At 72.0% G+C, this 22,791-nt stretch carries 23 protein-coding genes; 14 read left to right on the forward strand and 9 right to left on the reverse strand.

The genetic code is table 11. The annotated features are described in order from the left end of the window. The first annotated feature begins 32 nt into the window (after positions 1-32). Both JYK17_RS21240 and JYK17_RS21245 read left to right on the forward strand, forming a co-directional pair. A complete protein-coding gene (locus JYK17_RS21240) occupies positions 33-503 on the forward strand; it encodes a GNAT family N-acetyltransferase (RefSeq protein ID WP_222811000.1) in 471 nt (156 codons plus the stop codon). A gap of 18 nt (positions 504-521) precedes the next feature. Further along, the gene (locus JYK17_RS21245; protein WP_108007839.1) at positions 522-1,340 is read left to right on the forward strand and encodes a serine hydrolase domain-containing protein; all 819 of its coding nucleotides are present in this window, start codon (positions 522-524) and stop codon (positions 1,338-1,340) included. Positions 1,341-1,439: 99 nt separating this feature from the next. Here JYK17_RS21245 and JYK17_RS21250 read toward each other — a convergent pair whose 3' ends face one another. Beyond that, complete coding sequence (locus tag JYK17_RS21250; RefSeq protein WP_222811001.1) at positions 1,440-2,102, reverse strand: pirin family protein; 663 nt, start codon at positions 2,100-2,102, stop codon at positions 1,440-1,442. Between the two features lie 92 nt (positions 2,103-2,194). On the opposite strand from JYK17_RS21250, the gene fasR reads away from it, so the two are divergent. From fasR to fabF, 5 genes are all read left to right on the forward strand, one after another. Continuing rightward, the gene (gene fasR / locus JYK17_RS21255) at positions 2,195-3,400 is read left to right on the forward strand and encodes a fatty acid biosynthesis transcriptional regulator FasR (protein ID WP_108007837.1); all 1,206 of its coding nucleotides are present in this window, start codon (positions 2,195-2,197) and stop codon (positions 3,398-3,400) included. A gap of 89 nt (positions 3,401-3,489) precedes the next feature. After that, positions 3,490-4,404 (forward strand): ACP S-malonyltransferase, encoded by a 915-nt coding sequence (locus JYK17_RS21260; RefSeq protein WP_128803148.1) that lies wholly within the window; start codon positions 3,490-3,492, stop codon positions 4,402-4,404. Between the two features lie 24 nt (positions 4,405-4,428). Beyond that, positions 4,429-5,424 (forward strand): ketoacyl-ACP synthase III, encoded by a 996-nt coding sequence (locus JYK17_RS21265; protein WP_108007835.1) that lies wholly within the window; start codon positions 4,429-4,431, stop codon positions 5,422-5,424. A gap of 104 nt (positions 5,425-5,528) precedes the next feature. Next, on the forward strand, positions 5,529-5,777 hold the full coding sequence (locus JYK17_RS21270; protein WP_015660680.1) for an acyl carrier protein: 249 nt from the start codon (positions 5,529-5,531) through the stop codon (positions 5,775-5,777). Between the two features lie 79 nt (positions 5,778-5,856). After that, complete coding sequence (gene fabF / locus JYK17_RS21275; protein ID WP_108007834.1) at positions 5,857-7,128, forward strand: beta-ketoacyl-ACP synthase II; 1,272 nt, start codon at positions 5,857-5,859, stop codon at positions 7,126-7,128. 65 nt (positions 7,129-7,193) lie between these two features. On the opposite strand, the gene JYK17_RS21280 is transcribed toward fabF, so the two are convergent. Next, positions 7,194-7,688: a DUF3145 domain-containing protein gene (locus JYK17_RS21280; protein WP_108007833.1), complete on the reverse strand. Its 495-nt coding sequence runs from the start codon at positions 7,686-7,688 to the stop codon at positions 7,194-7,196. 257 nt (positions 7,689-7,945) lie between these two features. Between JYK17_RS21280 and JYK17_RS21285 the strand changes: the two genes are divergently transcribed. Further along, positions 7,946-8,833 carry an SGNH/GDSL hydrolase family protein gene (locus JYK17_RS21285; protein ID WP_108007832.1) on the forward strand — a complete coding sequence of 296 codons (888 nt, stop codon included), beginning with the start codon at positions 7,946-7,948 and terminating at the stop codon, positions 8,831-8,833. 28 nt (positions 8,834-8,861) lie between these two features. Next, positions 8,862-9,842 carry an aldose epimerase family protein gene (locus tag JYK17_RS21290; protein WP_108007831.1) on the forward strand — a complete coding sequence of 327 codons (981 nt, stop codon included), beginning with the start codon at positions 8,862-8,864 and terminating at the stop codon, positions 9,840-9,842. Positions 9,843-10,352: 510 nt separating this feature from the next. On the opposite strand, the gene JYK17_RS21295 is transcribed toward JYK17_RS21290, so the two are convergent. Then, complete coding sequence (locus JYK17_RS21295; RefSeq protein ID WP_222811002.1) at positions 10,353-12,812, reverse strand: beta-glucosidase; 2,460 nt, start codon at positions 12,810-12,812, stop codon at positions 10,353-10,355. Positions 12,813-12,976: 164 nt separating this feature from the next. On the opposite strand from JYK17_RS21295, the gene JYK17_RS21300 reads away from it, so the two are divergent. Next, entirely contained in the window at positions 12,977-13,555 is a 579-nt protein-coding gene (locus JYK17_RS21300) for a TetR/AcrR family transcriptional regulator (protein WP_108007829.1), read from the forward strand. A 9-nt stretch (positions 13,556-13,564) separates the two neighbouring features. On the opposite strand, the gene JYK17_RS21305 is transcribed toward JYK17_RS21300, so the two are convergent. Beyond that, positions 13,565-13,954, reverse strand: coding sequence for a RidA family protein (locus JYK17_RS21305; protein ID WP_222811003.1), 390 nt, complete (start codon positions 13,952-13,954; stop codon positions 13,565-13,567). Between the two features lie 49 nt (positions 13,955-14,003). Between JYK17_RS21305 and JYK17_RS21310 the strand changes: the two genes are divergently transcribed. Beyond that, positions 14,004-14,960 (forward strand): LysR family transcriptional regulator, encoded by a 957-nt coding sequence (locus tag JYK17_RS21310; RefSeq protein WP_181362359.1) that lies wholly within the window; start codon positions 14,004-14,006, stop codon positions 14,958-14,960. Positions 14,961-15,633: 673 nt separating this feature from the next. Next, positions 15,634-16,881 (forward strand): pyroglutamyl-peptidase I, encoded by a 1,248-nt coding sequence (locus JYK17_RS21315; protein ID WP_108007826.1) that lies wholly within the window; start codon positions 15,634-15,636, stop codon positions 16,879-16,881. 58 nt (positions 16,882-16,939) lie between these two features. Here JYK17_RS21315 and JYK17_RS21320 read toward each other — a convergent pair whose 3' ends face one another. Both JYK17_RS21320 and JYK17_RS21325 read right to left on the reverse strand, forming a co-directional pair. Then, positions 16,940-17,737, reverse strand: a complete 798-nt coding sequence (locus JYK17_RS21320) for an EI24 domain-containing protein (protein WP_108007825.1) — start codon at positions 17,735-17,737, stop codon at positions 16,940-16,942. A gap of 44 nt (positions 17,738-17,781) precedes the next feature. Then, positions 17,782-18,645 carry a hypothetical protein gene (locus tag JYK17_RS21325; RefSeq protein WP_108007824.1) on the reverse strand — a complete coding sequence of 288 codons (864 nt, stop codon included), beginning with the start codon at positions 18,643-18,645 and terminating at the stop codon, positions 17,782-17,784. A 195-nt stretch (positions 18,646-18,840) separates the two neighbouring features. Between JYK17_RS21325 and JYK17_RS21330 the strand changes: the two genes are divergently transcribed. Beyond that, complete coding sequence (locus JYK17_RS21330) at positions 18,841-19,992, forward strand: serine hydrolase domain-containing protein (protein WP_108007823.1); 1,152 nt, start codon at positions 18,841-18,843, stop codon at positions 19,990-19,992. 108 nt (positions 19,993-20,100) lie between these two features. Here JYK17_RS21330 and JYK17_RS21335 read toward each other — a convergent pair whose 3' ends face one another. Further along, positions 20,101-20,520 (reverse strand): organic hydroperoxide resistance protein, encoded by a 420-nt coding sequence (locus JYK17_RS21335; RefSeq protein ID WP_108007822.1) that lies wholly within the window; start codon positions 20,518-20,520, stop codon positions 20,101-20,103. Between the two features lie 112 nt (positions 20,521-20,632). Next, positions 20,633-21,631 (reverse strand): NADP-dependent oxidoreductase, encoded by a 999-nt coding sequence (locus tag JYK17_RS21340; protein ID WP_222811004.1) that lies wholly within the window; start codon positions 21,629-21,631, stop codon positions 20,633-20,635. A 99-nt stretch (positions 21,632-21,730) separates the two neighbouring features. Between JYK17_RS21340 and JYK17_RS21345 the strand changes: the two genes are divergently transcribed. Beyond that, positions 21,731-22,168 (forward strand): MarR family winged helix-turn-helix transcriptional regulator, encoded by a 438-nt coding sequence (locus tag JYK17_RS21345; RefSeq protein WP_222811005.1) that lies wholly within the window; start codon positions 21,731-21,733, stop codon positions 22,166-22,168. 138 nt (positions 22,169-22,306) lie between these two features. Here the strand turns inward: JYK17_RS21345 and JYK17_RS21350 are convergent. Further along, positions 22,307-22,791: hypothetical protein (locus tag JYK17_RS21350; RefSeq protein WP_222811006.1), on the reverse strand; the 485-nt coding region annotated here is incomplete at its 5' end.

Genomic DNA, 22,791 nt, shown 5'->3' on the forward strand with positions numbered 1-22,791 from the left:
CGGGCGGGGCGGTGCTCGCTACCGTGCGGGCCATGAGTGCTGTACGTCGTGCCGTGCCCAAGGACGCGCCGGAAGTGCTGCGGCTGCGCCAGGTGATGATCGACTCGCTGCCGGGAGCCGAACCGTCCACACAATGGCACACCCAGTCCCTGCCGGTGCTGAGGGAGAAGCTCGCCGACGCGGGCGGGACCTTCGCCGCGTTCGTGATCGACCACCCCGAGCGGCCTGGCACGCTGGCCGCCCTGGTGGCAGGCACGGTCGACTACCGCATCGGGCGGGCCGGCAACCCGCACGGCACGGACGGCTACGTCTTCAGCGTGGCCACCGACCCCGACGCCCGGCGCCGCGGGTACGCGCGCGCGTGCATGGAGGCGCTGCTGGACTGGTTCCGCGAACGCGGCGTCGGCCGGGTCCGCCTCACCGCGTCCGAGGAAGGCGGGCCGCTGTACGCCTCCCTCGGTTTCGCGCCCAAGGCCGACCCGTTGCTGGAGCTGCGGCTGTGAGCGCCTAGGCTCGTTCGCATGTCCTTGCAGAGCCTTGCGTTGATCGAGAACTGGCCGGTTCCCGCCGCTGCGGCGGGTGTGGTGCGTGCCGACGGTGCGGTGCTCGGCACCCATGGGCCCGTCGACCGGCGCTTCCCGCTGGCCTCGGTCACCAAGCCGCTCGCAGCGTACGCCGCCCTCGTCGCGTACGAGGAGGGGGCGATCGAGCTCGACGAGCCCGCCGGGCCGCCCGGTTCGACGGTGCGCCATCTGCTCGCCCACACCTCGGGGCTGGCCTTCGACGAGCACCGGGTGACGGCCCCGCCCGGCGAGCGGCGGCTGTACTCCAACGCCGGTTTCGAGCAGCTCGGCGACCACATCGCGAAGGCGGCGCAGATCCCGTTCGGCGAGTATCTGCGGCAGGCGGTGCTGGAGCCGCTGGGCATGACGGGGACCTCGCTGGAGGGCTCCCCCGCGAAGGACGGCGTCTCGACGGTGGCGGACCTGCTGCGGTTCGCGGCCGAGCTGCAGGCGCCGCGGCTGCTCGATCCGCGCACGGTCGCGGAGGCGATGACGGTGCAGTACCCGGGGACGAAGGGCGTCCTGCCGGGCTACGGCCACCAGAACCCCAACGACTGGGGCCTCGGCTTCGAGATCCGTGACTCCAAGTCGCCGCACTGGACGGGGAGTTCCTCCTCGCCGCGCACCTTCGGCCACTTCGGTCAGTCGGGCACGTTCCTGTGGGTCGACCCCGACGCGGGGGTCGCTTGCAGCGCTTTGACGGATCGGGACTTCGGACCGTGGGCCGTCGAGGTGTGGCCTGCGTTCACGGATGCGGTGCTCGCAGAAGTGCGGTGACGGTCGTCGGATCGGTGCGGCTGCTTCGTGGCTGGTCGCGCGCACGCGGCGGTAGCCGCATATCAGACACAGCCCCGCGCCCCTGAAGGGCGCTGCTCCTCAGGGAGCTTCCGCCATCTCCCACATCAGCAGTTCCGCCTCGGTCACAGCCTCCGTCTCCAGTTGCTTCGCGTCCGTGATGCGGGCCGCGTCGCCCGGGGTGAGGAGCTCGCCGTCCACGTCCACGTCACCGCGGACGACATGGACGTAGACGTACGCGCCGTCCGGGATGGCCGTCCGCTCCCCCGCTCGCAGCCGCCGTACGTGGAGCATGGCGCCCGCCTCCGGGACGGCGTACGGCGTGGAGTCCGCGATGCCACGGACGATCTCGTACGCGGGCTCTCCGCCCGGTTCGAGGGGGGCCAGCCACATCTGCACGAAGACCAGCAGACCGTCGCCGTCGTTGCGCTCCACGTGCCGTACACCCGCCGCCGAGCTCAGGCGCTGCACGTCGCCGGGGCGCACCGTCGTGCGGTGGCCGGCGGAGTCGCGGTGCGTCAGTTCGCCCTCGACGACCCAGGTCACGATCTCGGTGTGACTGTGCGGGTGTTCGTCGAAGCCGGCACCGGGCAGCAGCCGCTCCTCGTTGCAGGCGATGACCGCGCCGAAGCGGAGGTTGCCGGGGTCGTAGTGCGGGCCGAAGGAGAAGGCGTGCCACGACTCGATACCGGCCGTCGGGTCACCCCCTGGATAGCGCTCAGCTGCGCGCCGTAGGTCCATCACGCACCCCACCGTAGCCGCGCCGGAACCCCGCCGGAGCGCCCGCCGCGGACCCGGCGACACGTACTCCCGTCCGGATAAGGCAGTCTTGTCCCGTGCCCGAACCCGAAACGAGCAAGCCCGAAGCCGTTGCTCCCCCCGTGCACCCGCACGCGAGAACTCTGAAGCGACTGGAGAAGTCGTCCGGTTCGCTCGCCGCGCAGGCGATCGCGCGCATGGACGAGACACTGCCGTGGTACCGGGCGATGCCGCCGGAGAACCGTTCCTGGATCGGGCTCGTCGCCCAGGCGGGCATCGCCGCCTTCACCGAGTGGTTCCGGCATCCCGACGCGCCCCAGGCCATCTCGACGGACGTGTTCGGCACGGCTCCGCGCGAGCTGACCCGGGCGATCACCCTGCGCCAGACCGTGGAGATGGTGCGCACCACCATCGAGGTCATGGAGAGCGCCATCGACGAGGTGGCCGCCCCGGGCGACGAGAGTGTGCTGCGCGAGGCGCTGCTCGTCTACGCCCGCGAGATCGCCTTCGCCACCGCCCAGGTCTACGCCCAGGCCGCCGAGGCACGCGGTGCCTGGGACGCCCGCCTCGAGTCCCTCGTCGTCAATGCCGTGCTGAGCGGGGAGGCCGACGAGGGCGCGGTCAGCAGGGCCGCGGCCCTGGGCTGGAACGCACCCGAGCATGTCTGCGTGGTGCTGGGGACCGCCCCCGACGGTGACTCCGAGCTGACCGTCGAGGCGATCCGGCGGGCCGCCCGGCACGCCAAGCTCCAGGTGCTCACCGGGGTGCTCGGCGACCGGCTGGTGGTCATCGCCGGCGGCAGCGACAACCCGCTCGCCGTGGCCAAGTCGCTGATCGGGCCGTACGCGGCCGGGCCTGTCGTGGCCGGGCCCGTGGTGGCCGACCTGCTCACCGCGACCCGCTCCGCGCAGGCCGCTGCCGCCGGTCTCAAGGCCTGTTTCGCCTGGCAGGACGCCCCGCGGCCGGTGCTCGCGGACGATCTGCTGCCGGAGCGCGCCATCGCAGGCGACCCGAGCGCGCGCGAACAGCTGGTGGAGGAGATCTACAGACCGCTGGAGGAGGCCGGGTCGGCTCTTCTGGAGACGCTCTCCGTCTATCTGGAGCAGGCGAGCAGTCTCGAAGGCGCCGCCCGGATGCTCTTCGTTCACCCCAACACCGTGCGCTACCGGCTCCGACGTGTGACTGACGTCACCGGCTGGTCACCCTCCGATGTACGATCCGCCTTCACGCTGCGGATCGCGCTGATCCTGGGGCGTCTGGCCGAGGGCGATCTTCCGGCCTAGGCTTTTGTCGGGGGCATACAAAACCCCCTCGTGTTCTTCGTCCCTGTCCCCACGGGCGGCCACGGCCGTCCCCAAGAGAGAGTGTGAGAGTGCTCGTACTCGTCGCTCCCGGCCAGGGCGCCCAGACGCCCGGCTTCCTGACCCCCTGGCTCGAACTGCCCGGTGCCTTTGACCGCGTCTCCGCCTGGTCGGACGCCATCGGCCTGGACCTCGCCCACTACGGCACCAAGGCCGACGCGGAGGAGATCCGGGACACCGCGGTGGCCCAGCCGCTGCTGGTCGCCGCCGGCCTCCTGTCCGCCGCGGCACTCGGTGCCGTCGTGCCGGGCGCCGTCGCCGGTCACAGCGTCGGTGAGATCACCGCCGCCTCCTTCGCCGGTGTCCTCGACGACACGGCCGCGCTGACCCTCGTACGCAAGCGTGGTCTGGCGATGGCCGAGGCCGCCGCGATCACCGAGACCGGGATGTCGGCGCTGCTCGGCGGCGACCCCGAGGTCTCCGTCGCGCACCTGGAGAAGCTGGGCCTGACCCCGGCGAACGTGAACGGCGCGGGCCAGATCGTCGCCGCGGGCACGCTGGAGCAGCTCGCCGCGCTGAACGACGACAAGCCCGAGGGTGTCCGCAAGGTCGTCCCGCTCAAGGTCGCCGGCGCCTTCCACACGCGTCACATGGCCCCCGCGGTCGACAAGCTGGCCGAGGCCGCCAAGGCCCTCGCGCCCGCCGACCCGAAGGTCACCTACGTCTCCAACAAGGACGGCCGGTCCGTCGCCACCGGCGCCGAGATCGTCGAGCGGCTGGTCGGCCAGGTCGCCAACCCGGTCCGCTGGGACCTGTGCATGGAGACCTTCAAGGAGCTGGGCGCGACCGCGATCGTCGAGGTCTGCCCCGGCGGCACGCTGGTCGGCCTCGCCAAGCGCGCGCTGCCGGGTGTGCAGACCCTGGCGCTCAAGACCCCCGACGACCTCGACGCGGCCCGCGCACTCATCGCCGAGCACGCGGCCTGACGCCCCAGAAGGAGCCGTACGAACATGTCGAAGATCAAGCCCAGCAAGGGCGCCCCGTACGCGCGCATCCTCGGCGTGGGCGGTTACCGTCCGACCCGGGTCGTGCCGAACGAGGTGATCCTCGAGAAGATCGACTCCTCCGACGAGTGGATCCGTTCGCGCTCCGGCATCCAGACCCGGCACTGGGCCTCGGACGAGGAGACGGTGGCCGCGATGTCGATCGAGGCCTCCGGCAAGGCGATCGCCGACGCCGGGATCTCCGCGGAGCAGATCGGCGGCGTGATCGTCTCGACCGTCTCGCACTTCAAGCAGACCCCGGCCATCGCCACGGAGATCGCGGACAAGCTGGGCACGAACAAGGCCGCGGCGTTCGACATCTCGGCGGGCTGCGCCGGCTTCGGCTACGGCCTCACGCTCGCCAAGGGCATGATCACCGAGGGCTCCGCGCAGTACGTCCTGGTCATCGGCGTGGAGCGGCTGTCCGACCTCACCGACCTGGAGGACCGGGCCACGGCCTTCCTGTTCGGCGACGGCGCGGGCGCCGTCGTGGTGGGCCCGTCCGACGAGCCGCACATCGGCCCGTCGATCTGGGGTTCGGAGGGCGACAAGTCCGAGACCATCAAGCAGACCGTGCCGTGGACCGAGTACGACAGCACGGGCAAGTTCCCTGCGATCACGCAGGAGGGCCAGGCGGTGTTCCGCTGGGCCGTGTTCGAGATGGCGAAGGTCGCCCAGCAGGCGCTGGACGCGGCCGGGATCACCCCGAACGACCTGGACGTCTTCATTCCCCACCAGGCCAACGAGCGGATCATCGACTCGATGGTGAAGACGCTGAAACTGCCGGAGCACGTCACGGTCGCGCGTGACGTACGCACCACCGGCAACACCTCGGCCGCCTCGATTCCGCTCGCGATGGAGCGGCTTCTGGCGACCGGTGAGGCGAAGAGCGGCGACACCGCGCTCGTCATCGGCTTCGGGGCGGGTCTCGTGTACGCCGCGACGGTCGTTACCCTCCCCTAGGCACTCCGTGCCGGATCAGCAACGGATCCGGCCCGGCTGTACATACCTGCCGCTGCCGCGGCGGGCTGCCACACCCTCTGGATCACAAAGAAGGAGCGCCTGACATGGCCGCCACTCAGGAAGAGATCGTCGCCGGTCTCGCCGACATCGTGAACGAGATCGCCGGCATCCCGGTTGAGGACGTCCAGCTGGACAAGTCCTTCACCGACGACCTGGACGTCGACTCGCTGTCCATGGTCGAGGTCGTCGTCGCCGCCGAAGAGCGCTTCGACGTCAAGATCCCGGACGAGGACGTCAAGAACCTCAAGACGGTCGGCGACGCGACCGACTACATCCTCAAGCACCAGGCCTGAGCCCTCCCGCTCCGGCTGTATTGCCCCGCCACCCGGCGGTGGCGCCGTTGAATCCCGATCCGTTGGAGAAAGAATTCCCGTGAGCCCGACCAATCGCACCGTGGTCGTCACCGGTATCGGCGCAACCACACCGCTGGGTGGCGACGCAGCCTCTACCTGGGAGGGTCTGGTCGCCGGCAAGTCCGGTGTGCGGCCCATCGAGCACGAGTGGGCCGCCGAGCAGGCGGTCCGTATCGCGGCGCCCGTGGCCGTGGAGCCCTCCGAGGTCATCCCCCGGCCGCAGGCCCGCCGCCTGGACCGCTCGGCGCAGTTCGCGCTGATCGCGGCCAAGGAGGCCTGGGCCGACGCCGGCTTCACCGACAAGGCCGGCGAGGACGAGAAGATCGACCCGGACCGGCTCGGCGCCGTCATCGCCTCCGGCATCGGCGGCGTGACCACCCTGCTCGACCAGTACGACGTGCTCAAGGAGAAGGGCGTCCGCCGCGTCTCCCCGCACACCGTCCCGATGCTGATGCCGAACGGCCCCTCGGCCAACGTGGGCCTGCTGGTGGGCGCCCGTGCGGGCGTGCACACGCCGGTCTCCGCGTGCGCCTCGGGCGCCGAGGCCATCGGCTACGGCATCGAGATGATCCGCACCGGCCGCGCCGACGTCGTCGTCGCGGGCGGCACGGAGGCGGCCATCCACCCGCTGCCCATCGCCGCGTTCGGCAACATGATGGCGATGTCCAAGAACAACGAGAACCCCGAGGGTGCCTCGCGCCCCTACGACGTCGACCGGGACGGCTTCGTCCTCGGCGAGGGCGCCGGCGTGATCGTCCTGGAGTCCGCCGAGCACGCCGCGGCGCGCGGTGCCCGGGTGTACGCCGAGGCGGTCGGCCAGGGCATCTCCGCCGACGCCCACGACATCGTGCAGCCCGAGCCCGAGGGCCGGGGCATCTCGCACGCGCTGCAGAACCTGATGGAGCGCACCGACCTGGACCCGGCCGAGATCGTGCACGTCAACGCGCACGCCACCTCGACGCCCGCCGGTGACGTGGCCGAACTGAAGGCGCTGCGCAAGGTGTTCGGCGACGACGCGGGCCACATGGCGGTCTCCGCGACCAAGTCCATGACCGGTCATCTGCTGGGCGGCGCGGGCGGCGTCGAGTCCGTCGCGACGATCCTCGCGCTGTACCACCGGGTCGCTCCGCCGACCATCAACGTCGAGAACCTGGACCCGGAGGCCGAGGCCGCCGCGGACATCGTCCGTGGCGAGGCCCGCAAGCTGCCGGTCGAGGGCCGTATCGCCGCGCTGAACGACTCGTTCGGGTTCGGCGGGCACAACGTCGTGCTGGCGTTCCGTACGGTCTGAGTAGCGCCCCTACGCGAATGAAGGGCCCCCACCGGCCGGTGGGGGCCCTTCACCTGTCCGTGCCGTCAGACCACTTGGTGCAGCCAGCGCACCGGCGCGCCCTCGCCCGCGTATCTGAACGGCTCCAACTCGTCGTCCCACGGCTTGCCCAGGAGCTTGGCGATCTCCGCCTCCAGGTCCGTCTCGCCCTGCTGGGCCCGGGTCAGCGCGGCGCGCAGCCGGTCCTCGGGGATCAGGATGTCGCCGTGGATGCCGGTGACGGCGTGGAAGATGCCGAGGTCGGGGGTGCAGCTGTAGCGCTCGCCCTCCGCGGTGGGGCAGGGCTCGGCGGTGACCTCGAAGCGCAGCAGATGCCAGCCGCGCAGCGCGGAGGCCAGTTTGGAGGCCGTGCCCGCCTCGGCCTGCCAGGAGAACTCCGAGCGCCAGGTGCCGGGCGCGGCGGGCTGCCGGATCCAGTCGAGGTTGACGCGCGTGCCGAGCACTCCGGCGACGGCCCACTCGACGTGCGGGCACAGCGCGCGCGGAGCGGAGTGCACGTACAGAACTCCACGTGTCGTCACCGGGACCTCCGGGCAGAGCTGGACAATCTGGCGAACTGGCGTACGGGCGGCAGGGCAGCCACGTTGATGGCGAGGCTACCGTGCGGCGGCGCAAGGAGTGTGACGTACCGTCCGTCCCGATGCGCTGAAACGTCCGCCATTCACCCGGCAGGACGCCTGTACGGGGGTGAACCGTTGCAGTCGCGCGGGGATCGGGAACTCTCGCACGTTGTTATGGGGGGACACGTCCGTACGACAGACGAGGGGATCGCCGGCGCATGCGGAAGCCAAGCCACCGCTCACGGACCGTTCTGGCCGCCGTGGCGGTGACCGTCCTGGGCGTCGCCGGCTGTGACGCCGTCGGTGGCGACTCCCCGGGGCCGACGGACCGCACGGCGCACAGCGCGAAGCCCACCCCGGCCTGGGACGTCAGCCCCAGTTCGATCGCGGCGGTCGGCGACTCCATCACCCGCGGCTTCGACGCGTGCACGGTCCTGTCCGACTGTCCCGAGGTCTCCTGGGCGACCGGCACCAGCTCCGACGTGGACAGCCTCGCCGTACGACTCCTGGGCAGGACGGGGGCCGCCGAGCACAGCTGGAACTACGCGGTGACGGGCGCCCGGATGGCGGATCTGCCCGGCCAGATGGCGCAGGCGGTGACCCGCCGGCCCCAGTTGGTGACGGTGATGGCGGGGGCGAACGACGCCTGCCGGGCCAGTACCTCGGCGATGACGTCGGTGGAGAGCTTCCGCGCCGACTTCGAGGACGCGCTGAGCACGCTGCGCCAGTCGTTGCCGAAGACGCAGGTGTATGTGGCGAGCGTGCCGAACCTGAAGCGGCTGTGGTCCGAGGGCCGCACCAATCCGCTGGGCAAGCAGGTGTGGAAGCTCGGCATCTGCCCCTCGATGCTGAGTGACGCGGACTCGTTCGGATCGGCGGCGACGCTGCGCAGGGACACGGTGCAGAAGCGGGTGGAGGCGTACAACAAGGTGCTGAAGGAGGTCTGCGCCAAGGACCGCCGCTGCCGCTTCGACGGCGGCGCGGTGCACGACTACCGCTTCGGCACGGACCAGTTGAGCAAGTGGGACTGGTTCCATCCCAGTGTGAACGGACAGGCGCGACTGGCCGAGATCGCCTACCGGAAGGTCACGGCCGGGAAGACGTGATTCGGACGCGTGACCTAAAGTTCCGAACATGAACGAACTCTTCGGCACACTTTCCGACGGCACTCCGGTCCACCGCTGGACCCTGGAGCGGGCGGGTGTACGGGTACGGATCCTGTCGTACGGCGGGATCGTGCAGTCGCTGGAGACCCCGGACCGGGACGGGCGCGCCGGGAACGTGGTGCTGGGGTTCGCCGACCTGGACGGCTATCTGGCGCACCCGGACCCGTACTTCGGCGCCCTCGTGGGCCGGTACGCCAACCGCATCGCGGCCGGCCGCTTCCCGCTGGACGGCGTGACGTACGCGCTCGCGCAGAACAGCGGCCCGAACTCCCTGCACGGCGGCGGGCGCGGCTTCGACAAGCGAGTGTGGGAGGTGGCGCCCCTGGAGGGCGAGGCGTACGGGCTGCGGCTGAGCCGGGTCTCCCCGCACGGTGAGGAGGGCTTCCCCGGGCGTCTGGAGGTCACCGCGACCTACCGGCTGGAGGAGGACGGCGCGCTCGCGATCGCGTACGAGGCGGTGACGGACGCGCCGACCGTGGTGAACCTGACGAACCACAGCTACTTCAACCTCGGCGGCTCGGGCAACGCGGGCGGCCATGAACTGCGGCTCGCCGCCTCCCGGTTCACCCCGGTCGACGAGAACCTGATCCCGACCGGCGAACTCGCCGACGTGACGGACACGCGCTTCGACTTCCGCCGGACGCGCAAAATCGGCGGCGGCTACGACCACAACTTCGTACTGGACGGCGGGGTCACCGAGGCCGCCCGCGAGGTGGCCGAACTGCACGATCCGTCGTCCGGCCGGGTCCTGACGGTCGCAACCACCGAGCCCGGCATCCAGCTCTACACGGCGGACCACCTCGGCGAACCCTTCGCCCCCGGCGACGGCATTGCCCTGGAAACCCAACACTTCCCCAACTCCCCGAACCACCCCAACTTCCCGACCACGGTGCTGCGACCGGGCGAGGTGTACCGGTCACGGACGGTGTATGGCTTCACGACTCGGTGAGTGGCGGGGGGGCACGGGTGGGGACGGGTGCGGGTGGGGAGCGGCGGTGGGCGCCGACGGAGGTGAGCTCCGGACGACGGTGGACCCCCGACGAGGGTCAGCCCCGGACCACGGTGAGCCCCGACGGGGATGAGCCCCCGGACGACGGCGAGTTCCGACGAAGGTCAGCGCCAGACCACGCTGGGCTCCGACCGAGGGGCCAAGCCCCGGACGACGGTGAGCCCCCGATGGGGGTGAGCACCAGACCACGGTGAGCCCCGGACACCACGAGCTTCGGCCCAGGGGTCAGGTCCCGGACCACGGCGAGCCACGAAGAGGGTGAGCCCCAACGGGGTGAGTCCCGGACGCCACGAGCCCCGGCCCAGGGGCCAGGTCCCGGACGACGGCGAGCCGCCGACGAGGTCAGCCCCAGAACACGGCGAACCCCCGGCGGGCAGCCCCGGACGTCACGAGCCCCGGTCCAGGGGTCAGGTCCCGGACCGGGGCTGTTCGTGGGAAGACTTGTCCCGGTCAGACGTTAATCGTCGCCGTGATCCTGCGGTCGGCGATCGAGCGCCCGACCTGGATCTCGTACGAACCCTTCACAAATGACCAGACCCCGGCCGCCTCGTCCCAGATCTCGAACGCGCGGCGCGGCAGTTGCACGACCGCCTCGGCCGTCTCGCCGGGACCGGCCTGGACGGCGGCGAAGCCGGCCAGGCGGCGTGCGGGGCGGTCGGCGTCCCGCTCGGTGGGGGCCAGATAGATCTGGACGACCTCCCGGCCCGGCCGCTCACCGCTGTTGCGGACGCGGACCTTGGCGGTGCTGCCCTCGACCTCGACGGACTCGTACGTCCAGTCGGTGTAGCCCAGGCCGTGGCCGAAGGGGTACGAGGGGGTGCGCCCCGCCTTCTCCCAGGCGCGGTAGCCGATGAAGAGGTCCTCGGTGTAGCGCAGTTCGCCGTGGTCCGGGACGACCTGGGTGACCGGGGCGTCGGACAGCGGGCCCCAGGTGGTGGGCAGCCGGCCGCCCGGCTCGTGGGCGCCGGTGAGGACGTCCGCGAGGGCCGCGCCGCCCTCCTGGCCGGGGAACCAGCTCAGCAGCACGGCGGCCACATCGGCGCGCCACGGCAGCTCCACCGGGGAGCCGGAGTTGACGATCACGACGGTGTTCGGGTTGGCGGCGGCGACCGCGCGGACCAGGTCGTCCTGGCGGCCGGGGAGGGCGAGGTCCTTGCGGTCGAAGCCCTCCGACTCGACGCGCTCGGTGGTGGCGACCACGACGACGGCCGTGTCGGCGGCGCGCGCGGCCTCGACGGCCTCGGCGATCAGCTCGTCGGCGTCGCGCTGCGGCTGCTGGTGGCACAGGGCGAAGGCGACGACCTTGTACGGCATGTCCTCGGGCAGGTCGACGACCAGGGTGAGGGAGACCTCCACCTGTTCGCCCGCGGTGAGTTCGACCCGTGCGCGGGGCGCCGGGGTGCCGAAGAACGCCTCGAAGCGGTCGGCGCCCTCGGCGGGGTGCTGCACCTCGTCGTAGAACGTCGTGCCCGCGACGGTGAGGGTGAAGCGGCCCGCGCCCTTGATGCCGAAGGTGTGCGGGCCGGTCTCGCGCGGGGTGAAGGTGCCGGTCAGCTCGACGGAGTGCAGCCGGTCGTGGGTGACGCCCTCGGGCAGGTCCATGCCCATCCACTGGATCTGCCCGCTGGGGGCCGAGGCCGTGCCGATGACGTTCCCGTCGCGGTCGCGGCAGATCGCCCGGAGGGCGAACCCCCTGTCCGCGACGGCGAGTTCGGTGGCGGGGTCGGCGCCCACGGCGTAGCTGAGCGTGCCCTCGGGGAGGGCCGCGGTGAGGCCGTCGAGCGGGGAGACGACGTGGGCGGGGAAGACGGTGGCGGAGCCGCCGCCGAGGACGCGGGCGTCGCGGGCGGCGGCGCCGATGAGGGCGACGGTGCCCGGCCTGAGCGGCAGCGCACCGCGGTCGTTCTGCACCAGGACGAAGGCGCGGCGGGCGATCTCGCGGGCCAGCGCGCTGCCGTCGACGGCCGCGGGCGGTTCGGTGACGACCGGTTCGGCGCTCTCCAGGGCGCCGACGCGGGCGGCGAGCCGCAGGACGTTGCGCACGGCCGCGTCGACGGTGGCCTCCTCGACCCTGCCCTCGCGCACCGCTTGGGCGAGGGGTGCGCCATAGACGGTGCGCGGGCCGGGCATGGCGACGTCGAGGCCGCCCTCAATGGTGCCGACGGTGGAGCGGGCGGCGGTCCAGTCGGAGACGTTGTAGCCGTCGAAGCCCCATTCGCCGCGCAGGATGCCGTTCACCAGGTGGCCGTGCTCGGTCATCGTCGTGCCGTTGACCGTGTTGTAGGCGGTCATGATGCCCCAGGGGTGGGCGTTCTCGACGATGGCCTCGAAGGGGGCCAGGTAGAGCTCGCGCAGGGCGCGTTCGCTGATCACGTTGTTCACCGTGAAGCGGTCGGTCTCGGCGTCGTTGGCGACGAAGTGCTTGACGGTGGTGCCGACTCCGCCCGCCTGTACGCCGTTCACGTACCCCGCGCCGATGACGCCCGTCAGATAAGGGTCCTCGCTGTACGCCTCGAAGTGGCGGCCGCCGAGCGGGGAGCGGTGGAGGTTGACGGTCGGGGCGAGCAGGACGTGCACGCCCTTGCGGCGGGCCTCCTGCGCGAGCAACGTGCCTGCGCGGCGGGCCAGTTCGGGGTCCCAGGTGGCGGCGAGCGCGGTCGGGGAGGGCAGGGCGACGGACGGGTCGTCGGCGGTCCAGTGCACGCCTCGGACGCCGATCGGGCCGTCCGACATGACGAGCGACTTCAGGCCGATCTCCGGCAGGGCGGGCAGGGACCAGGTGTCCTGGCCGGCCAGCAGCCGGGTCTTCGCGTCCAGGTCCAGCTTGCCGAGGGCCGCCTCGACGGCGGCCTCGCGCGCCTGGTCGGCCCGCGCGCGGTCGTCCGGAGAGGTGCCGGGGTTTCCCGCCATCGGGATGCCTCCTCGTCGAGTGCTGTCGTCTGTTGCCGTTTGCTGTTGCCGTTTGCTGTTGCCGTTTGCTGTCGTCGTCTGCTGCTGTCCCGGGACACATCGTGCTCCCGTTACCTGTAACGCGGTAGGTTTCGTGACGGTTCCGTAATAATCGAGGAACGGGGATGCCGTACGGTGACGCCATGAACGCCAGGGTCAGAAGCGCGGAACGGCGCGCGGAGATCGTCCGGGCGGCGCTGGAGGTGATCGCGGAGCGCGGTTACCGGGGCGCGAGCCTCGCCGCGGTCGCGGAGCGCGTCGGACTCACCCAGCAGGGGCTGCTGCACTACTTCCCGACGAAGGAGGCGCTGCTGGTCGCCGTGCTGGAGGAGCGCGACCAGTGGGACGCCGTACCGGCCACGCAGTGGCGGGTGGACCTGCTGGCCGCGCTGGTCGAGTACAACGCGATGCGGCCCGGCATCATCCAGACCTTCTCGGCGCTGCTCGGCGAGAGCGTCACGGAGGGGCACCCGGCGCGGGAGTACTTCACCGACCGCTACCGCAGGGTGCGCGAGAACATGGCGGGGGTGCTGCGCGCCGAGTACGGGGAGCGGCTGCCCAGCGGCCTCACGCCGGAGCGCGCCGCCCCCCTTCTCGTCGCGGTGATGGACGGCCTGCAGTACCAGTGGCTGCTGGACCCGGAGTCGGTGGACATGCCGGGCGCCTTCCGCGACTTCCTGGCGCTGCTGGGCGAGCGGGCCTGAGCCGGCCCGTCAGCGGCCGGCCGGCACCGCCGCCACGACCTCGATCTCGATCCGCGCCTCGGGGCGGAAGAGCCGCGAGGCCTCGAAGGTCATGCTCGTCGGCGGCGTCCCGGTGAGGAACTCCTGTCGTACGGCGCCGTATTGCTGCAGTTCGCCGATGTCGGTGAGATACGTACGGATGTTGATGACGTCGGCCAGGGTCGCGCCGTGCGCGGCGAGCAGGGCGGTCAGCCCCTCGAAGATGCCGCGCGTCTGCTCGGCGAGGGTGTCGCCCTCGGCGATCTGGCCGGAGACGAACAACAGGGCGCTGCCGTCGGCGTGTTCGACGCGGGCGACCTGGGAGTAGTACGGGCTCGCCGGCTGGGGCCCGGCGGGCGGACTGTCCAGAGTGACCTTCATACGTCGACGCTAGGCGGGCGCCGCGCGATGCCACAAGCGAATGTCTAGCATGACTGCCATGCCGAACCCGCATCACGATCCGGATCTGTCCACCGTGTGGCTCCGGGCGTTCCTTCAGGTCGCCCGGCACGGTTCGTTCACCGTGGCGGCGCGCACCCTCGGCTGGACGCAGTCCGCGGTGTCGCGGCAGGTCGCCGCGCTGGAGGCGGCGCTGGCCGACGGACCGCTCTTCGACCGGCTGCCGCGCGGGGTACGGCTCACCGAGGCCGGACGCGTCCTCGTGCCGTATGCGGAGACGGTCGTCGAGGCGGTGCACGGCGCCGCCCGCCGACTGCAGGAGGTGCGTGAAGTGGCGGGCGGGCGGCTGCGGTTCGGGGCCTTCGCCACCGCCGACGCGGCGCTGGTGCCGCACGCCCTGGCCGCGTTCCGCGCCCGCCATCCGCGTGTCCGGCTTTCCCGCGAGGAGGGTTTCACCCCCGGGTTGCTGGACCGGCTGAGCGCGGGTCACCTCGATCTGGCGGTCGTCTCGACGACCGGTGGCGCGCCCCTGGACGCGTACGAACTCCACCATCTGCTCGACGAGTCGCTGTACGTCGCCGTCTCCGCCGACCACCCCCTGGCCGGGCACGAGGGTCCGGTGCGCCTGGGCCTGCTCGCCGACGCCGACTGGATCTCCGGCAGTCCCCGGCCCGAAGGCACCCTCCTGGACACGGCCCTGCGCCAGGGCTTCCGCCCGCGCGTAGCGCACGTCGTCGGCGAGTGGACGGCCAAACAGGGCTACGTCGCCGCCGGCCTGGGCGTCACCCTCGTCCCCGCGCTGGCCGCCGAGTCCGTACGCCCTGACGTCGCCCTGCTGCCAGTGCTCGACGAGGGAGCCCCGGCGCGTGCGGTGTACGCGGCCATAGCACGAGGCCGCTCGCCCGCCCCGGCCGCGCAGGCCTTCGTGACGGCGCTGCGGGAAGCGGTGACCCGGATCCCCGCATGCCTCAACGGCCCCATGGCGTAGACCACTTCACCCGCGCGATACTGCCGACCGTCCCCACCACGCCCCCCACCACGCTGCTCAACGAGGGGACCCGGCACGGACCGTGTACGCCACCACCGCGCGGGGCCACTCCCCCGCTCCAGCCGCGCAAGCCTTCGTGACGGCGCTGCGGGAAGCGGTGACCCGGATCCCCGCATGCCTCAACGGCCCCATGGCGTAGACCACTTCACCCGCGCGATACTGCCGACCGTCCCCACCACGCCCCCCTCCACGCTGCTCAACGAGGGGACCCGGCACGGACCGTGTACGCCACCACCGCGCGGGGCCACGCCCCCGCTCCCGCCGCGCAAGCCTTCGTGACGGCGCTGCGGGAAGCGGTGCCCCGGATCCCCGCATGCCTCAACGGCCCCATGGCGTAGACCACTTCACCCGCGCGATACTGCCGACCGTCCCCACCACGCCCCCCACCACGCTGCTCAACGAGGGGACCCGGCACGGACCGTGTACGCCACCACCGCGCGGGGCCACTCCCCCGCTCCAGCCGCGCAAGCCTTCGTGACGGCGCTGCGGGAAGCGGTGACCCGGATCCCCGCATGCCTCAACGGCCCCATGGCGTAGACCACTTCACCCGCGCGATACTGCCGACCGTCCCCACCACGCTCCCCCACCACGGCGACGGAAGGACCTGACGGCCTTGAACTCCCTACGTGTTCGGATCGGCATCCTCGGAGTGGCTCTGATCGCGGGCTTCGCGGCCCCGGTGACGACGGCGGCGGCCGAGGCCGCGCCCTCCCCCACGGTCGAGGAGCAGCGACTCGACAACGCGGTGCCCCAGGAGATCCTGCGCCGGTCCGGTTTCGACGACGTGACTCCGCGCCTGGCGCGGAAGTTGGGCCGGGCGCACTCCTACGGCGAGGCCCGCCGTGCCGTCCGGCACGAAGGCTCCGCGCTGTGGCGGCGGGCCGTGGACCGGGTGCAGGGCCGGGGTTCGGCGGGCGGGGACCTCAGCCGGGACGACGACCGGCCGCTGTACTGGGCCCGGCTCGGGCTGACCCGTGAAGTGCGCACCTGGGAGCCGTCGTTCGGGCTCAGCGACGGTCAACGGGCGGCCCTGCTGAATGAGTTGGAGCGGACCTCGCGTGGCGGGACGGACGTGCGCTACCCGCACCGCAAGGGAGAGCGGCGGGTTCTCGTCACCGGCTTCGACCCGTTCACGCTCGACCGGGACATCCGGATCTCCAATCCGTCCGGGGCCACCGCACTCGCCCTCGACGGCACGGTGGTCGAGACCGCGGACGGGCCCGCGCGGGTCGAGACGGTCGTGTTCCCGGTGCGCTGGAAGGACTTCGCCGATCTGACCGTCGAGCGGACGCTGCGGCCGTACCTGAAGAAGGTGGACCTCTTCACCACCGTGAGCCAGGGGCGGGTCGGCCGGTTCGACGTGGAGCGCACCAACGGGGCCTGGCGGGGCGGATTCCCGGACAACGACAACGTCAGCAGGACGGAGACCGTCCCGGTCACCGACCCCGCCTCGCAGCCGCAGTGGACGTCGACGACCCTGCCGTACAAGGAGATCGTGAGCGCGGACACGGGACGTTTCCCGGTGTACGACCACACGGAGGTGACCGAGATCCCGGCGGGCGGCACCGATCCGGTCGTACGTCCCGACGGTCCGACGCCCGGTTCGACCGCGCGCGCCGGGGGCGGCGGCGACTATCTGTCCAACGAGATCGCCTACCGGGCCACCCTGCTGCGGGACCGCCTCGGTCTGCACGACACCCTGCCGGGCGGCCATGTGCACACCCCGGTGCTGGAGTTCGGGACGGGCAACACGGACCCCGCGACCGGAACGGTCACCGATCCGCAGTTCCTGAAGAACCGGCAGGACATCGTCGCGCAGTTCCGGGCGATCCTGACCGTGGCGATCGAGTCGGGCACCTGAGCAGGGCGGACACCCGCGTCAGGGCGTGTCAGTGCGTGTCAGGACGCGTCAGGGCGTGTCAGGAACTGACGTCCTGGTCCCGCCGGTCCTCGGCGGCGCCGTCCTCGTCGGTCTCCTCGCCGAGCAGGTCGCGGGCCAGCAGGGTCGCGCCCGCGACCGCGCCCGGCATCAGGAACACCGCGACGAAGGGGACGACGAAGGCCGCGGCCAGGGGGGTGCCGAAGCCCCAGATCAGGGTCTTGCGGGAGCGCAGCAGGGCGAGGCGCTCGCGCAGTTCGACGCCGCGCCGCTGGAGGGCCACCCCGGCCAGCTCCTCGGTGAGGAAGAAGCCGGTGACGAAGAACCCGATCACCGGGACGACGGTCTGTCCGACGAACGGGATGAAGCCGCAGGCGAAAAGCAGGATGCCCCACAGGGCCGCGCGCACCACGATCCGCAGGCTGTCGCGGGCCGAGATCCACAGCTCGCGCCAGAGCGGAAGGCCGGACTCGGGGGCGGAGCCGTCCGGGGAGACGTCGCGGTCGACCCTCTCCGAGAGGTTCTCGTAGAAGGGCTGGCCGATCAGGAGCGTGACGGCGGTGAACGTGACGACGGCGAGGAGCAGGGCGAGCGCGAACAGCACGGCGGTGAGGAACCCGCGGAACAGGCCGAGCCACGGGCTCGGCCAGCCGTCGGCGAACGGCGTCGCCCAGCCCACCGCGTCCTCGCCCCACAGCGCGAGCGCGACCAGCGCGGCCGCGTACAGGACGAGGGTCACCAGCCCCGGCAGCAGCCCGAAGCCGTACTGCCTGCCGTGCCGGGCCACCCACCGCTGGCCCTGCAGGAGATAGCTGAAGCCCGCCCCAAGATCACGCATGGGGGAACTCTACCGAGGTCCGCACGGCCGGTCCGCACCGCGCACTACACGGGCGCGACGGCCACCACGACGCCCTTTTCCAGCGCGGGCGACACCGCCGCGGACACCCGGACCGCTCCCGCCCGCACGAGCCGTCCCGCACGGGAGGCGGCGGCGAGCAGCGCGGGCTGGATCCGCTCAAGGCCCGACACCAGCATCTCCTCCCCCGCCACGAGCACCGGCCGGACCGCCTTCGTGGACGCGGCCGCCGCCTCCGCGAGGTCGGCCAGCGGTGCGAGCGCGGCACCGGCCAGCCCGGCCCCGGCGGCAGCGGCACGCTCCGCGAGGGCGACCTGGAGCGGCATCAGCGGGGCCAGCGCCGCGGTCAGCGCGTCGGCGACCCGGGCGAGTTCGGGCGAGGAGTCGCGCAGCACGTCCGCCGCGGCCCGCAGTACCGGCGTCACGGCGAGCAGCGCCCCCGCGGCCACGCCCGCCGCCGCGGGCAGCAGCGGAGACGTCGCCTCGACCAGGTCGCCGAGCGCGTCCGCGAACTCCTCGACGGCCGGCTCGACCGCGTCCAGCACCGGCAGCAGGCTGTCGCCGAGCGCGGTGAGCAGCGCCCGCGCCGGTTCGCCGACCGGGTGCGCCGCGAGCGGCGCCCCACTCGTGCCGAGCCGGGTCAGGGTGTCGACGATGCGGTAGAAGGCCTCCTGGACCTGCGGCGACGCGCTCGCCTCGGCCAGCTCCGCGGTGGTCTCGCGCAGCACGCGCAGCACCTCCGGGCCCGAGCCGTCGCGCGGGTCGAAGGTGTTCATCGCGATTTTGGTGAGGTTCCCCGCGGTGTCCAGGAGCTGGCCGGTGATGTCGGTCGTGGTGCGTGCCATGCGCAGTACGTCGTCCCTGCTGGGCAGTGGTGGGATCGTCGCCATGGGGGCCCTCCTCGGCTCACGGTGGGCGGCCGTCGCCCTCAGGATGCCCCCATCCACCCGTCCGCGATGTGTCGTGCAGGGCATCCGTGACATGAACTCCCGGATGGTGCCGTTGAGTCGAACAGCCGCACCGCGCCGTACCGGTCTACGTGCTGTTCGGTACGCAGGAACGGCCGCCGAGGTTGAGGAGTACGGATGACGCGAGAGATCCACGGCACCGTCGCCGCCGGCTTCGAGGCGGTGCGGGAGGAGTTCGCCGCGTTCGTCGCGGGTGAACTGCCCGACTACGAAGGACAGTTGTGCGCCTACGTGCACGGCAGAAGGGTCGTCGACCTGTGGGCCGGTGACGACAACGACGCCGAGTCCCTGTACGGCGTCTTCTCGTCGACGAAGGGCGCCGCGCACCTGGTCGTCGCGCTGCTCGTGCAGGACGGCACGCTGGAGCTGGAGCGCAGAGTGACCTACTACTGGCCGGAGTTCGGGGCGGAGGGCAAGGCCGCGCTGACGCTGCGGGACCTGCTCACGCACCGTGCCGGGCTGATCGGCCTCGACGCCGGGTTCAGCGCGCAGGAGCTGGCCGACGACCGGGTGATCGCCGAACGGCTCGCCGACCAGCGGCCGTTCTGGCGTCCGGGCACGGCCTTCGGCTACCACGCGTTCGTGCTCGGCGCGCTGACCGGCGAGGTGGTGCGCAGGGCCACGGGCCACACGCTCCAGGAGGTCTACGAGGAGCGGATCAGGGCGCCGTACGGTCTGGACTTCCACCTCGGGCTGCCCGAGTCGCTGGAGCCGCGCTTCCGCTCGGTGCAGCCGATGGTCCCGACGCCGAAGCAGCAGGCCGTGCTGGACGCGGCGCCGAGGGGGCCGCACTCGCTCACCTCGATCGCGTACAACACCCATGTGCCCGAGCCGCTGGAGCCGGTGGATCACCCCAACTCCCGTATCGTGCGCGCCAAGGGCCCGGCGTCGGCGGGCGGAGTGGCCGCCGCGCGCGGGCTCGCCGGGATGTACGCGGCGGCGATCAGCGAGGTCGGCGAGCGGCCGCCGCTGCTGAAGCCGGACACGGTCGCCGAGGTCGGGCAGATCCACTCGGTCGGCTACGACCTGGTCAGCCGCGCCCACCGGGCCTACGGCCTCGGCTTCCAGGCGACGGCCGACGCCTGGTACCCGTTCCTGGGCGCCGGTGCCTTCGGGCACAGCGGAGCGGCCGGCTCCCAGGCGTTCGCCGATCCGCGCAGCGGCCTGGCCTACGGCTACACCCGGCGCCGCTGCGCCTACCCGGGCGGAGCGGCGCCGGAGAACGAGCGGCTGATCGGCGCGGTGCACGCGGCGGCACTCGCCCTCTGACGCCGGACGCGGCCCCCGGACGCGGCGCCATGGACACGGCGTCCCGGACATGGCGAAAGGCCGCACCCCACGTCCAGGGGTGCGGCCTCTCCCGAAGCAACGAGTGCGTCAGACAAGCGTCACGGTGATGTTGCCACGGGTTGCCTTCGAGTACGGGCAGACCTGGTGGGCCTTGGCCAGGAGGTCCTCGGCGGTGGCCGCGTCGACGTTCGGGATCTCGGCCGAGATCTCGACGATGATGCCGAATCCGTCGTCGTTCCTGCCGATGCCGACCTTCGCGGTGACCGTCGAACCGGTGATGTCCGCCTTCTCCTGGCGGGCGACGACGCCCAGGGCGCCCTGGAAGCAGGCGCTGTAACCGGCGGCGAAGAGCTGCTCCGGGTTGGTGCCGGCGCCGTTGCCGCCCATCTCCTTCGGCGGGTTCACGACGACGTCGAGCCTGCCGTCGTCGGTGGCGACCCGGCCGTCGCGGCCGTTTTCGGCGGTGGCGACGGCGGTGTAGAGGACGTCGGTCTGCTGGATGGACATGCGGGTGTCTTCCTCCTCGGTCCGCCGCGACTCGCGCCCACGATCGACGACGGTTTCGGAAAGAAGTTATCGCATACCGGAAACCAGCAGAAGGGCCCGCTCGCGGCAGGGCTCAGAGCTTGACGATCATCTTCCCGGTGTTGGCGCCGCGCAGGACGCCGAGGAAGGCCTCCAGGTTGTTCTCGATGCCCTCGACGACCGTCTCGCGGTACTTCAGCCGGCCCGAGGCGACCCAGGGGCCGACCTCCCGGACGAACTCGGGCTGCAGGTCGTAGTGGTCGCCGACGAGGACTCCCTCGACGCGCAGCCGGTTCTGCAGGATCTTGGCCATGTTGCGCGGGCCGGGGGTCGGCTCGGTCGCGTTGTACTGCGAGATCATGCCGCAGATCACGGCGCGGCCGCGCAGGTTGAGCGCGCCGATCGCGGCCTCCAGGTGCTCGCCGCCGACGTTGTCGAAGTAGACGTCGATGCCGTCCGGGGCGGCCTGCTTCAGCTGCTGGCGTACGGGGCCGTTCTTGTAGTTGAAGGCGGCGTCGAAGCCGTACTCCTCGACGAGCAGCTCGACCTTCTCGTCGGAGCCGGCCGAGCCGATGACCCGTGAGGCGCCCTTGAGCTTCGCGATCTGGCCGACCTGGCTGCCGACCGCGCCCGCCGCGCCGGAGACGAAGACCGCGTCGCCCTCCTTGAAGGCGCCGACCCGCAGCAGGCCCGCGTACGCCGTCAGGCCCGTCATGCCGAGGACGCCGAGGTACGTGCTCAGCGGCGCGGCCTCGGGGTCGACCTTGACGGCGTGCTTCGCGTCCATGACCGCGTACTCGCGCCAGCCGAACACGTGCAGGACGTGGTCGCCGACCGCGATGCCCTCGGCGTTCGAGGCGACGACCTCGCCGACCGCGCCGCCCTGCATGACCTTGCCGAGCTCGAAGGGCGCGACGTAGGACTTGGCGTCGCTCATTCGGCCGCGCATATAGGGGTCGACCGAGAGGTACTCGTTCCGCACCAGCACCTGGCCCTCGCCCGGCGCCGGGACGTCCGTCTCGACCAGGGCGAAGTCCTCGGGCTTGGGCCAGCCGACCGGGCGGCTGAGCAGGTGCCATTCGCGGTTGATCATGAGGAGCGCCTTTCCGAGCACGGGGAAAATACTTCACTAACTGAAACAACAGTGCACCTGAATATTTCAGGTTGTCAAGTAAAGAGGTATCCTTGACCCATGCCCACGCCTGAGAAGACGCGCCGCCCCGACGCCCTCACCATGGAGGTCGTCGAGCTGATCGGCGACGTCGTGGCCCGGTTCTACGCCGACTACGAGGAGGCGGCCGCCGAGCACACCCTGACCGGTGCCCAGGCCCGGCTGCTGAGCCTGCTGTCGCTGGAGCCGCTGCCGATGCGCAAGCTGGCACAGAAACTGAAGTGCGAGCCGTCGAACGTCACCGGGATCGTCGACCGCCTGGAGGCGCGCGGCCTGGTGGAGCGCCGCCCCGACCCGGCCGACCGCCGCGTCAAGCTGGCCGCCGCGACGGACGAGGGGTTGCGCGTGGCCCGCGAGTTGCGGGACGGACTGCGCTTCGCACGTGAGCCTCTCGCGGGGCTGTCGGACGAGGAGCGGTTGTCTTTGCGGGATTTGCTACGGCGGATGATCGAGGCGTAGGGGGCGGCGCTTTTCCGGCACCGCACGTTGCAGTGGACGCCACCGGGGGCTGCCGCCCCCGGGCCCCCGCTTCGGCCCTGAACGGGCCTCGTCCTCAAACGCCGGACGGGCTGAAGGCTGCAGGCCGACAGCCGGCTTCTACGAACACCACCACAGGAACCGCTTGCACGTCTGCGTCGGCGTAGGTGTCGGCGTCGGGTTGGATCGCGTGGGCGCCGAGGTCGGGGTCGGGTTCGACGGTGGGGGTGTGGCCGCCGGGGGTGTGGTGCCGGGGGCCTGGCTCGCCGGGGCGGTCCGGGGGTCCTTGTCGGGCTTGTCCTTCTTCGCCTTGTCCTTCGGGGACTTCGAGGCCGAGGGGGACGCGGTCGGCGACGGGGCGCCCGAGGCCGCCTTGGCCGTCGCGTCGTCGCCCGGCTTGGACTTCCCGCCGACCTCCGACGCCGCCGCACCCTCCGCCGACTCGTCGCCCGCCGCGGCCGGCTTGGGGGTGGAGAAGGGGGCGTCGACGCCCAGTTCCGCAAGGCTGAGGCCGCCCGCCGCGAGCGCGCAGGCCGCGGTGATCAGCAGGACCCGGCGGCGGCGCCTGCGGTGGGCCGCGGCCTTGCGGTCGCGGCGGCTGGCGC

Source organism: Streptomyces plumbidurans (assembly GCF_019857225.1).
Lineage (GTDB): Bacteria > Actinomycetota > Actinomycetes > Streptomycetales > Streptomycetaceae > Streptomyces > Streptomyces plumbidurans.